Source organism: Hymenobacter tibetensis (assembly GCF_022827545.1).
In the GTDB taxonomy this organism is placed as follows: domain Bacteria; phylum Bacteroidota; class Bacteroidia; order Cytophagales; family Hymenobacteraceae; genus Hymenobacter; species Hymenobacter tibetensis.
Window position 1 is genome coordinate 1,234,719 of the sequence record NZ_CP094669.1, and the last position, 12,376, is coordinate 1,247,094.

7 protein-coding genes are annotated in these 12,376 nt (G+C 59.1%); 6 read left to right on the top strand and 1 reads right to left on the bottom strand.

Annotation, left to right across the window (positions count from 1 at the left end):
• Positions 1 to 46: 46 nt before the first annotated feature.
• Both MTX78_RS05035 and MTX78_RS05040 read left to right on the top strand, forming a co-directional pair.
• A complete protein-coding gene (locus tag MTX78_RS05035) occupies positions 47 to 1,642 on the top strand; it encodes a sodium:solute symporter (RefSeq protein WP_243800473.1) in 1,596 nt (531 codons plus the stop codon).
• 66 nt (positions 1,643 to 1,708) lie between these two features.
• Positions 1,709 to 2,632: a dihydrodipicolinate synthase family protein gene (locus MTX78_RS05040; RefSeq protein ID WP_243800475.1), complete on the top strand. Its 924-nt coding sequence runs from the start codon at positions 1,709 to 1,711 to the stop codon at positions 2,630 to 2,632.
• A gap of 80 nt (positions 2,633 to 2,712) precedes the next feature.
• Here MTX78_RS05040 and MTX78_RS05045 read toward each other — a convergent pair whose 3' ends face one another.
• Entirely contained in the window at positions 2,713 to 3,606 is an 894-nt protein-coding gene (locus MTX78_RS05045) for an AraC family transcriptional regulator (RefSeq protein WP_243800477.1), read from the bottom strand.
• A 560-nt stretch (positions 3,607 to 4,166) separates the two neighbouring features.
• Between MTX78_RS05045 and MTX78_RS05050 the strand changes: the two genes are divergently transcribed.
• From MTX78_RS05050 to MTX78_RS05065, 4 genes are read left to right on the top strand one after another with little or no spacing between them, the layout of a single operon-like run.
• Positions 4,167 to 5,801 carry a fucose isomerase gene (locus MTX78_RS05050; protein ID WP_243800479.1) on the top strand — a complete coding sequence of 545 codons (1,635 nt, stop codon included), beginning with the start codon at positions 4,167 to 4,169 and terminating at the stop codon, positions 5,799 to 5,801.
• A gap of 51 nt (positions 5,802 to 5,852) precedes the next feature.
• The gene (locus MTX78_RS05055) at positions 5,853 to 8,846 is read left to right on the top strand and encodes a SusC/RagA family TonB-linked outer membrane protein (protein WP_243800481.1); all 2,994 of its coding nucleotides are present in this window, start codon (positions 5,853 to 5,855) and stop codon (positions 8,844 to 8,846) included.
• Between the two features lie 15 nt (positions 8,847 to 8,861).
• Positions 8,862 to 10,601, top strand: coding sequence for a RagB/SusD family nutrient uptake outer membrane protein (locus tag MTX78_RS05060; RefSeq protein WP_243800482.1), 1,740 nt, complete (start codon positions 8,862 to 8,864; stop codon positions 10,599 to 10,601).
• A 57-nt stretch (positions 10,602 to 10,658) separates the two neighbouring features.
• Positions 10,659 to 12,314: a pectate lyase family protein gene (locus MTX78_RS05065; protein WP_243800484.1), complete on the top strand. Its 1,656-nt coding sequence runs from the start codon at positions 10,659 to 10,661 to the stop codon at positions 12,312 to 12,314.
• Positions 12,315 to 12,376 lie beyond the last annotated feature (62 nt).

Consider the following 12,376-nt stretch of genomic DNA (forward strand, 5'->3'; position numbering starts at 1 on the left):
TAATGGTTTCAGGCAAGGATTCTCCGCATTTCGACAATATTGTCTTATGAACAATCTGCGAGTTCTCGACCTGGCCATTATTGCGCTCTACTTGGTGGCTATGATAGCCGTGGGAGTGTATTTCGCCCGCAAAAACAAGAATCCCGAGCAATACTCCAGTGCCTCCGGCTCGATTCCGGGTTGGGCTATTGGCATGTCCATCTACGCTACTTTTCTGAGTAGCAACACCTTCTTGGGCGTGCCGGGCAAGGCATTCGGTACCAACTGGAACGCGTTTGTGTTCAGCGTCTCGATGCCGCTGGCGGCGTGGGTGGCGGCCCGCTACTTCGTGCCCTTCTACCGCAGCACCGGCGAGATTTCAGCTTATACGCACCTGGAAAAGCGTTTCGGGAGTTGGGCCCGCACCTACGCGGTGGTGTGTTTTCTGCTGACGCAGCTGGCGCGCATCGGTTCTATTTTCTTCGGTATTGCCCTCACGTTGCAGGCCCTGACGGGTTTTTCGATGGAGATGATTATGCTGATGACGGGCATCTGCATCATCGTGTACACGGTGCTCGGCGGCATTGAGGCCGTTATCTGGACCGAGGTGGTGCAGGGCGTTATCAAGACCTTCGGGGCGCTGCTGATTCTGTATCTGATTGTCGAGAATATGCCGGGCGGCGTGGCCAACATTGGCACCATCGGCCAGCAAAACGACAAGTTCAGCTTGGGTGGTTTCGCGCCCGACTTCACCCAATCCACGTTTTGGGTGGTGCTGCTTTACGGTTTCTTTATCAACCTCAACAATTTCGGGGTTGACCAGAACTACGTGCAGCGCTACCACACGGCAGCGTCGGCCAAGCAGGCCGCCAAATCCATTTGGCTGTGCGTGCTACTGTATCTGCCGGCTTCGCTGCTGTTCTTTGTTATCGGTACGGCGCTGTTTGCTTATTACCAAGTGCACCCCGAACTGATTGAGGCCGTGAAGCTGAAAGTGGCCGCCGAACGGTTGCCGCTCACCGCCACCGCGGCCCAAATCAGTCAGACGGCCGCGCAACTGCTCCCCACCGACTACGGCGACAAGGTGATGCCGCACTTCATGGTCACCAAGATTCCGCCGGGCTTCGTCGGGCTCATCGTGTCGGCCATCCTGTCGGCAGCCATGAGCACCATTAGCTCCGGGATGAATGCCTCGGCCACCGTCTTCACCGCCGACATCTACGAGCGGTACTTCAAGCCCAACCTCAGCGGCCGCCAGACGATGCGCATGCTGCACCTCGGCACGGTGGTGGTCGGACTGATGGGCATGGGCACCGGCATTGCCATGATTGGGGTGAAGAGCGTGCTGGACGTGTGGTGGGAACTGTCCGGGATTTTTGCGGCGGGCATGCTCGGGTTGTTTCTGCTGGCCGTCATTAGCCGCCAGACCCGCAACCACGAAGCCCTGACGGCCACCGCCATTGGCGTGCTGGTTATTCTTTGGATGACGTTTTCGCCCAGCCTGCCCGAGAGCTTTGGCCCGCTCCGTAACCCGTTGCACAAAAGCATGATTATCGTGGTCGGTACGCTGACCATCTTTTTAATTGGACTGCTGCTTTCCCGGCTCCGCAAAAGTCCGGTGGTAGCCAGCCGGCCCGAGGAAATCGAGCTGCCCGTCCACTAAGCGCCCACTTGCTAACCTGATAGGCCCTGCGCGGCCCCACTACCAGACAAGTCGTCTACCCCAACCATGGAAAAAACGCCGAAGGGATTTATCCCCGTTATGCTCATGCCCTTTCAAAACGACGGGCAAATCGATTATCCTGCGCTTACTCGCTTGACAGAGTTGTACTTAGAGGCCGGCGCCGCCGGTTTGTTCGCCAATTGTTTGTCCAGCGAAATGTTCGAGCTGAGCGCGCAGGAACGGCTTGAAACCATCCGCCACGTGGTGGATGTGGTGGGCGGCGCCGTGCCCGTAGTAGCTACCGGCACCTTCGCCGGCGCCCTCAACGAGCAAGCCGACTTCGTAAAGAAAGTATACGACGCCGGCACCGAAGCCGTCATCGTCATCACCGGCCTACTAGCCACCGAGCAAGAGTCGGACGCCGTGTTCGACGAGCGAATCTTCCGGCTCTTGGATTGGACGCCGGGTATTCCTATCGGTTTCTACGAGTGCCCCGAGCCCTACAAACGCGTGTTGTCGGCCAAGCAGCTCGGGCAATTTGTAGACACGGGCCGCGTAACCTACCACAAAGACACCTGCCTCGATATCGAGCAGGTGCGCGCCAAACTCGCTGCGGTGGAAGGCCATCCTTTCGGCCTTTACGACGCCTACATGGGCCACGCCGTGGAGTCGTTGCGAGCCGGCGCGGCGGGACTGTCCTGCATTCAAGGCAATTTCTTCCCCGAACTCATTGTGTGGCTCTGCAACAACTACGACAACCCCCACGCCGCAGCGGAAGTGGAGGCGGTACAGCAGTTCTTCGTCAAAAACATGGACGTGATGCACAACGTGTATCCCATTGTGGCCAAATACTCGCTCAAGCAGCGGGGCATGGATATTTCCACTTTTACCCGCCGTCGAGTAGGCACCTTCACCAGCTCGATTCGGCAGGGCGTGGAAGCTCTCTGCGGGGATTACAACATCCTAAGCAGAAGCCTGGAACTAGTGTAAAAGGGGCACTGGTGTGAGAGGAGAAAGGCCATTATGCTGAGCACCGCTCACGCATAATGGCCTTTTTTACGTTGCTGCGCTTAAGCCGCGGCCAGCTCTTTGTAGCTGTGCAGGTACTTCTTCTTGTACTCAAGCGGCGTCATTTTGGTGATTTTCTTGAAGTGCCGGTAGAAGTTGGACACGTTGTTGAAGCCGCATTCAAAACAGATTACCTCGGTAGGCAGCTTGTCCTCGATTAGCAAGCGGCAAGACTGACTGATGCGAATCTCGATGAGGAAGTCGTAGTAGGTTTTCTTGGTGATCAGCTTAAAGTACCGACAGAAAGAAGTCACGCTCAGGTTACTGATAGAGGCAATTTCTTCGAGCGTGATTTCTTTTTTGTAGTTGGACAGCGTGTAGTTGCACACCTTGTTGATGCGCTGCACATCCGATTCGTTGCTTTGCTTGAAGGCGTGGTGCTCGGAGGCAATCGTCTCGATTTCCGTCGTCTCCGACAGGATTTTGAGAATGGACAAAAAGATGATGATGCGGTCGAGGTCGGTGGCGTGCACGGCGGCCAGCATCAGCGGCGCTAGCCGGGTCTTGGCTTCCCCGCTCAGAATCAGGCCGCTTTTCGCTTTCTCGAACAGCTTGGGTATCAAGTAGGCTTCGGGCAAACCCAGCAAGTAACGGCCTAGGCACTCAGGTAGAAACTGAATTACCACAGCTTCCACTTCCAGCTCCGGATTGCACTGGAAATACTCTTCGTTGCAGCGCCAGGTATGGGGCAGGTTGGCACCTAATAGGATAATTTCGCCCGCCGAAAAGTTGCTGATGTTGTCGCCCACCAAGCGCACGCCTTCCCCCTTAATCACATAGTGCAGTTCAAGCTCCGGGTGATAATGCCAGATGGTACCAAAGTTGGGCTTCCGGTCGTGGCGGATGCTAAAGGAACTCTGGTTGTTAACTGGGATTTTGTGAAAGTGGGCTTTCATGGGAAGGAAGGGTAAAAGTGGAAGGTAGAGCGAGAAATAACCAGCTATAAAGCAGTCTTAGCAAGCAGCGTATTCTAGGATCTTATCTTGGAAGCAAATCCTTGGAGTTGATGCGAAAACAGGGGTGGAAGCGGGGAAGTAACCACTAATATATTTTACGCTATCGATTGCACTCTCCTGTAGTCTACTGCCTTAATCGGTTGTGATAGCTGGAATACTAGAATATCAAGGGCAAATCCAGCTCATCGCAAACCTTTGCGCAACTAGGCAAAAACGGGTTGAATTTTCAGCGCGACTGAGGGCATGATAACATCCTATACTAAGTAGCTAATAACCGCTAGAGACCCCGCCTCCGCGGCTAGCATATTTGTAGAAGAAGTCTTTCCTGCCGTTGCTGCGTCCTGGCCTTGCGAAAACAATCACGGAATTCGTGCCAGTGGCTTTTCAGTTGAGGCGCCGAGCAGCCACTAAAACGAGTTGCTCGGTGGGGAAGAGCTTGTGTAACTGCATCTTCTACCCTCTAACTAGCAGCAAGCGTGAACCTTGTTTCCTCGAAGAAAGTGTTGTTAATCGCCAGCGGTGATTTGCGACTCGCGGCCAACCAGAACTGCTGGGCAGCGCAATACGCCATGGAAGGCCAGTTGGGAGCCGCTATTGCCCGGCAAGGCTGGACGGTGAAGCGGGCCCACACCTACGACTTAGAAAAGCAACACGGCTTCATCGACTCGCAGAAGATGGGCATGGAGGTGTTCCGCAGCATCGACCCGCAGCAGCCGCTCATCGTGGCCGAAAGCGTGTGGCAGTATTCGCACCACGTGCTGGCCGGCCTCACCACCCACCAAGGCCCCATCCTGACGGTGGCCAACTGGAGCGGACAATGGCCCGGCCTGGTAGGCATGCTGAACCTGAACGGCTGCCTCACTAAAGCCGGCGTGGCTTACAGCACGCTGTGGAGCGAAGATTTCACCGATGCTTTCTTTGAAAACAGCTTGCAGCAATGGCTAACCGAAGGCCGCATCACCCACGACCACAGCCACGTCAAGAGCTTTTCCGGCGTGACGTTGCCTTCTGCCGACGAGCTGATTGGCCGCACGTTCGGCCAGAAATTCCGGCAAAACAAGGCCATCATGGGCGTATTCGACGAAGGGTGCATGGGCATGTACAACGCCATTGTGCCCGACGAGCTGCTGCACCCCACGGGCGTGTTCAAGGAGCGCCTCAGCCAGGCCACGCTCTACGCCGCCATGCGCGACGTAACCGACAGCGAAGCCCACACCGTGCTCGACTGGCTGCTAGCCAAGCGCATGAAATTTAATTGGGGCAGCAACGAAGCAACCCAACTCACCCGCGCCCAAACCCTGGAACAGTGCAAGATGTACATTGCCGCCGTGCGCATTGCCGCCGAGTTCGGCTGCGACACCATTGGCATCCAGTATCAGCAGGGCCTCAAGGATTTAACCGTAGCCAGCGACCTGGTAGAAGGCTTGCTCAACAACACCGAGCGGCCCCCCGTCTTCTTGAAAACTGGCGAGGAACTGTACCCCGGCCAGGCGCTGCCGCACTTCAACGAAGTGGATGAGTGCGCCGGCCTCGATGCGCTGCTTACCTACCGCTTGTGGAACGAGCTGGGCTTGTCGGGTGAGACGACGCTGCACGATTTGCGTTGGGGCCAGTCGTTTGACACCGGGGGGGGCGAGGAATTTGTGTGGGTGTTCCTGATTTCGGGCGCCGCGCCGCCGGCCCACTTTATTGGGGGCTACGAGGGCGCCGTTAGTGAGCGGCAGCCGCCCATGTATTTCCGCTTGGGTGGGGGTAGTTTGAAGGGTATTAGCCGGCCGGGTTCACTGGTTTGGAGCCGGATTTACGTGATGAACAACAAGTTGCACTGCGACTTGGGCGTGGGCGAAGCCGTAGCGCTGCCCCCGGCCGAAACCGAGCGCCGCTGGCAAGAAACCACGTCGGAGTGGCCCATTATGCACGCCGTCCTGCGGGGCGTGAGCCGCAACCAGATGATGGCCCGCCATAAAGCCAACCACATCCAAGTGGTGTACACGCCCTACGAAGCCAAGGCGCACCAGGCCTGCCGCATCAAGGCGGCGGCCCTCGCCGAACTCGGTGTGGAAGTGCACTTCTGCGGCGAAGTAGCCGGCATTACGGCCCCGATTATGCAGGCCCAAGCCGTGTTGCCCGGCTAAGCTTTTCGTTGACTTCCCACCTATTGACCCCTCCCGTTTCCAAATCCCCCCATGAAACCATTTATTCCCATTCTGGCGGCTTCCACGCTGCTAGTCAGCGCCGCCCAGGCGCAAACCCGCTCCATCACGGGCCAGGTGCTCGGTGGCGATAAAGCCGAAGCGCTACCCGGCGTGACGGTGCTGGTAAAAGGCACCACCAACGGCAGCAGCACCGATACGGAAGGCCGCTTTACGCTCCAGATACCCGACAAACAGGACGTCACGCTGGTCGTTTCTTACTTGGGCTATAAAAGTCAGGAACTGCTGGTAAAGCCCGACCAAACCCGGCTGGAAGTGCGCTTGTCGCCGGAGTCGGCGGCGCTCGACGACGTAGTGGTGATTGGCTACGGGTCGGTGCGCAAGCGCGACTTAACGGGGGCCGTCGTATCGGTGAAAGGGGAGGAGGTAACCAAGCTGCCCGTCACGACGGTGACGGAAGCATTGCAAGGCAAGATTCCGGGCGCGGATATCACCCGCAGTAACGGGTACGCGGGGCAAGGTTCTTCGATTCGTATTCGAGGCAACCGCTCTATTGCCAACCCTGGCTCTTCCAACAACGTGCTCTACATCGTGGACGGGGTGCAGAACGTCAACGCCTCCGACATCGACCCGAACGATGTGCAAAGCATCGAGGTGCTGAAAGATGCTTCCTCGACGGCCATTTACGGCTCGCGCGGGGCCAACGGTGTCGTGATTATCACCACCAAGCGCGGCAGCACCGGCAAGCCCAAAATCAACTTCAACGCCTACACCGGCGTAACCAAAGTGGCCGGCTACGGCGAGTACTTGAGCGGGCCGCAGTGGATAGATTTCCGCCGCGAGGCCTTCCGCGCCGCTGGCACCTGGAACAGCCCCGCCGACGACGCGGTGGCCTTCAACCCCGCGCAGCGCGAAGCCATTGCCAACGAGCAATACCTGAACTGGCCCGACCAAGTGCTGCACAACGGCATGCAGCAGAACTACCAAGTGGGCCTTACGGGCGGCTCCGAGAACACCAAGGTGTACTTTTCGCTGGGCTACTATGACGAGAAAGGCTTGCTCAAGCTAGACCGTTTCAAGCGCTACACCACCCGCGCCAACATCGACCAAACGGTGAACAAGTGGCTGAAAGTGGGCGTGCAGAGCCAGCTGGCGTACATCAACAACGACATCCGCCGCGACCCGCTCAACCTGGCTTCGCAGGCCATTCCGCTGGGGCGCGTGTACGACGACGAGGGCAAGCTCAACTACAACCTGCTGGGCGGCACCCAAATCAACCCGCTGGCCGACGAGCAGCCGGGAGCCTACCAGCGCAACAACAAAACCAACCGCCTCACCGCCGCGGCCTACGTGGAGCTGACGCCCCTCGAAGGATTGAGCTTGCGCTCCACCTTTGCGGCCAACTACTCCACCTCGGAGCTAGGCAACTTCTACGGTCGCAACACCATTGACGGGCGCGGGGCCAATTCGCAGTCTTCGATTACCAACAACCAAAGCCGCAACCTGAGTTGGGAAAACGTGCTGACGTACCGCAAGGACATCGGCGACCATTCGCTCACGCTTACCGGGGTAGCCAGCGACCTGATTTTCAATAATACCAACAGCTTTGCGCAAGGTCAAAACCAGGTGCTGCCTTCGCAATCGTTCTACAACCTGGGCGCCGCCAACCAGAACATATTCATAGGCTCAGGCTTTTCGCGCAACAATCTGGTGTCCTTTGCCGGCCGCATCAACTACAGTTGGAAAGGACGCTACCTGTTAACGTTTACCAACCGTGCCGACGGTTCTTCTAAGCTGGCGCCGGGCAACAAATGGGCCTACTTCCCCTCGGCGGCCATTGGCTGGCGCATCATCGAGGAGTCGTTTATGCAGAATGCCAAGTTCCTGACCGAGCTGAAGCTGCGCGGCAGCTACGGGGTGTCGGGCAACGATGGAATTGCGGCGTACGCCACCCAAAACTCGCTCACGAACACGCCCTTTGCCTTTACTGACGCCAACGCCACCCCCACCTACACGATTTCGCCGCTTATTGGCAACGCGGAGCTAGGTTGGGAGAAAACCTACACCACCGACATCGGGGTGGACTTCGGCATGTTCGACAACCGCCTGACCGGCACCGTCGACTACTACGACGCGCAGACCAAGGATCTGATCTTCCCGTACACGCAGCCCGCGTTTACGGGCGTGGCCACGGTCAACCGCAACATCGGCCGCACCCGCAACAAGGGCGTAGAGGTGTCGTTGACTTCGCAAAACCTGCGCGGCGACAACCTGACGTGGTCGACGACGCTGACCTACGCCCGCAACCGGGAAACCATTGTGGAGCTGCCCACCGGCGACGTCATTGCCACCGATTACCGCAACTCGCTGATCGTGGGCCAGCCGGCCCAGGTGTACTACGACTACAAGAAAATTGGCATCTGGCAGCTAGGCGAAGAAACCGAAGCCGCCTCCTACGGGACGCCCGGCCAATTCCTGCCCGGCGACATCAAGGTGGCCGACCTGTCAGGCCCGGATGGCGTACCCGATGGCAAAATCACGGCGGCCGACCGCACGGTTATTGGCTCGCGGGTGCCGAAGTGGACCGGTGGCCTAAGCAACGACGTGCGCTACAAAGGCTTCGATTTGAACGTGCTACTGGTGGCCCGCGTGGGGCAGTGGATCAGCTCCGACTACTACGCCAAGTTCAACCGGAGCGGCAACAACAACAACGCCATTGTAGACTACTGGACGCCCGAAAATCCCACCAACGACTACCCCCGTCCGCACTCCACCCGCGCGCTGAGCTACGTCACCACCCTCACCGAGCGCGAGGCTTCGTGGGCTAAAGTGCGCAACGTGACCTTGGGCTATACCCTGCCGAAGAGTTTGGTAAGCAAGGGCAAAATCGACAACGTGCGGGTGTACGTGTCGGGCCGCAACCTCTACACCTTCAGCAACCTCGATGATTTCGACCCCGAGGGAGAAGGTGTTGTGGACCAGCCGCTGAACCGCGCCTACGTGGTAGGCCTGAACGTGGGCTTCTAATTCGACCAGACCATCATGTACAAAAAAATCCGCCCCCTAACGTTTGCCGTGTTGGCGCTGGCTGCTTCCGCTTGCCAAGGGCAACTCGAAGAATTCAACCCGAGCGGTGCCACCGCCGAGGCCGTCTTTACCACCCCCGAAGGCTTTGAAACCGCCATCACCGGCGCCTACACCTACAACCGCACCATCTACGGCAAGGAGTCGGGCTACGCGCTGCTGGAAATGGGCACCGACATCTGGACCAATGCCGAAAGTAACGGTGCCACGGCCGTAGCCGGCGTCAGCCCGCAGCCGCCGTTGGTGAACTACCAGGGCCTGAACACCGACAACCTGTGGGTGAGAAACAACCTGTGGCAGCCCTGCTACGCCGGTATCAACCTAGTCAATCAGGCCCTGCAAACCATCAACACGGCCGGGCTGAGTACAGCGCGCCGCGCTTCGGCTGAGGCGGAGTTGCGCTTCATGCGCGCTTGGTACTACTACCATTTGGTGGAAAGCTTCGGGCCGGTGCCGCTGCGCCTCGAGCCCACCAGCGGCGTGGTGGCTACGGCCACCCGCGCTTCGGTGGAAGAAGTGTACGCTCAGATTCTAACTGATGTGGACTTTGCCGTAGCCAACCTGCCCGTAACGCTGGCGCAGTATCCGGCCCCGGCCACGGCCACCGACTACGGCCGCATCACGCGGCCCGCGGCCGAGGCCTTCGCGGCCAAAGCGTATCTGTCGAGCGGGCAGTACCAGAAAGCGGCCAACTTCGCCCGCAAGGTCACGACGGCCTATACCGGGCAGGGTATCCGGCTGGTAGCCAACTACGCCGACCTTTGGAACATCACCAACCAGCGCAACTCCGAGGTGCTGTGGGCGGTGAACTACTCCACCAATCTGACCTTCAACGCGGGCAGCAACACGGCGCACCAGTGGTTTTTGATGAAGTACGACGACCAGCCCGGCATGACGCGCGACGTAGCCAACGGCCTACCGGGTGTGCGCTACATGCCTACGCGCTTCCTACTCAACCTCTACAACGAGCAAAACGACGCCCGCTACGTAGGGTCGTTCAAGCAAGCCTGGATTGCCAACAATGCCGCCAACATTCCGCGCTGGTCGGCGGCCGAAGTAGCCCAAAATGCCGCCTTAGCGCCGCTGCTCAATCAGCCCAAATTCACGGTTGGCGACACCGCGGTGTTTACCACCAAGCGCAGCATCGATGATTTCCAGCAGCGCTACACCCGTCGCTACCGCTACAAGGTGTACGACATCGACGACCTCTACAACGCCAACGGCTCGTTGAAGGGTGAGCGGCGCTACTACCCCTCGTTGCGCAAGTTCGACGACCCCACCCGCGCCACTGCCACCGTAACGGAAAGCTCCCGCGACGCCTTCATGCTGCGCCTAGGCGACATCGTTCTCATCGGGGCCGAAGCGCAGGTTCGCCTCGGCAAAGCCGATTCGGCTGCTTACTACGTGAACCTGGTGCGCACCCGCGCCGCCCTGCCCGGCCGCACCAACGCCATGCAAGTAACCGCCAGCCAAATGACCCTGGACTTTGTGCTCGATGAGCGGGCCCGCGAGTTGGCCGGCGAGCAAGTGCGCTGGCTGGACCTAAAACGCACCGGCAAACTTGCCGAACGGGTCCGCCTCTACAACCCCGACGCCCGGACCAGCATTCAGGATTTCCACGCGCTACGCCCCATTCCGCAGAGCGACCTAGATGCCGTGACCAACAAGGCCGAGTTCCAGCAAAACCCGGGGTACTAAGTTCTGGCGGGCGCCTCATTTACCGTCCCCTACAGTAATGACTAGCACTAAGCACACATGAACAAGCGCCTTCTTTTCCTTTCCGTTCTTGCTTCTACCGCCGCCCGACCCGCGCTGGCGCAGTACCCCAAGATTCCGCCGGAAGTGCAGGCCAAGGCTGATGCCGCCCTGGTCGAAGCCGAGAAACGCTCGGACGAAGCCTGGAAAAAGGCCCTGCCCATCATCGAAGCCGAGGCCAAAGCCGGCAAGCCCTACGTGCCGTGGGCCGCGAAACCGTCGGATTTGCCGCAGTCGAGCCGGCTGGCGTTTCCGGGCGCCGAAGGCGGTGGTGCGCACGTGTTTGGCGGGCAGGGCGGTAAGGTGTACGTGGTGAAGAGCCTGGCCGACAGCGGCCCCGGTACCTTGCGTGAGGCGTTGGAACAGGGCGGAGCCCGCATCATCGTGTTCAATGTGGCGGGCATCATCAAGCTGCAAAGCCCCATCATCATCCGGGCGCCTTACGTAACCATAGCGGGCCAAACCGCGCCCGGCGACGGTATCTGCGTGGCTGGCGAATCCATCTGGATCAACACCCACGACGTGGTGGTGCGCTACCTGCGCTTCCGCCGCGGCGCCACCGACGTAGCGCGCCGCGACGACGGCTTGGGCGGCAACCCGGTGGGCAACATCATCATCGACCACGTGTCGGCGAGTTGGGGGCTGGATGAGAACATGTCCATCTATCGGCACGTCTACCACAACCCCGAAACCGGTAAGGCCGACAAGCTGCCGACGGTGAACGTGACCATTCAGAACTCGATTTTCTCGGAAGGGCTGGATACCTACAACCACGCGTTTGGCAGCACCATTGGTGGGCTTAACAGCTTGTTCACCCGCAACCTGTGGGCCAACAACATCGCCCGCAACCCCTCGGTGGGCATGTACGGCGACTTCAACTTCGCCAACAACGTGGTGTTCAACTGGTGGAACCGCTCGGCCGATGGCGGCGACAACCACTCGGAGTACAACTTCGTGAACAACTACTACAAGCCCGGCCCCATCACGCCCGCCGGGGAACCCATCAGCTACCGGATTCTAAAACCTGAATCCGGCCGCGACAAAGACGCCAAGAACCTGTTCGGCAAAGCCTACGTGGCCGGCAACGTGGTAGCCGGCAACGCGACAGTTACCCAAGACAATTGGGCTGGTGGCGTGCAGGTGGAAGGCGTGCCCGAAGCCGATAAAATTGTGGCTGCAATTAAAGCCGACAAGCCGTTCACGCTGCCCAACATGGGCACGGTGCTGTCCGCTCAGGAAGCCTACCAATACGTGCTGGCCAACGTTGGCTGCACCCTGCCCAAGCGCGACGCCGTGGATGCGCGCATCGTGGAGGACGTGCGCACCGGCAAAATCACATACGCCAAAAACGCGCAGCCCACCCCGCCAAGCCCCTACATCAAGCGCCGCCTGCCCGCCGATTCCTACAAGCAAGGCATCATCACGGACCCCGCGCAGGTAGGAGGGTACCCCGTGTACGCCGGCAAGCCCTACGCCGACGCCGACAACGACGGCATGCCCGATGCGTGGGAAAAAACGCACGGCCTGGACCCTAAAAACGCCGCCGATGCCACTCAGGACCGCGACAAAGACGGCTACGCCAACATCGAAGAATACCTCAACAGCGTGGTGCCGTTGCAAAACGTGCGGCCCGCTGCCGGCAAAGCAAAGTCATAGCTGAAACCAATTAAAAGGCCGTCATGCTCGATCTAGCGTCCGCCTGCCGAAGCATGACGGCT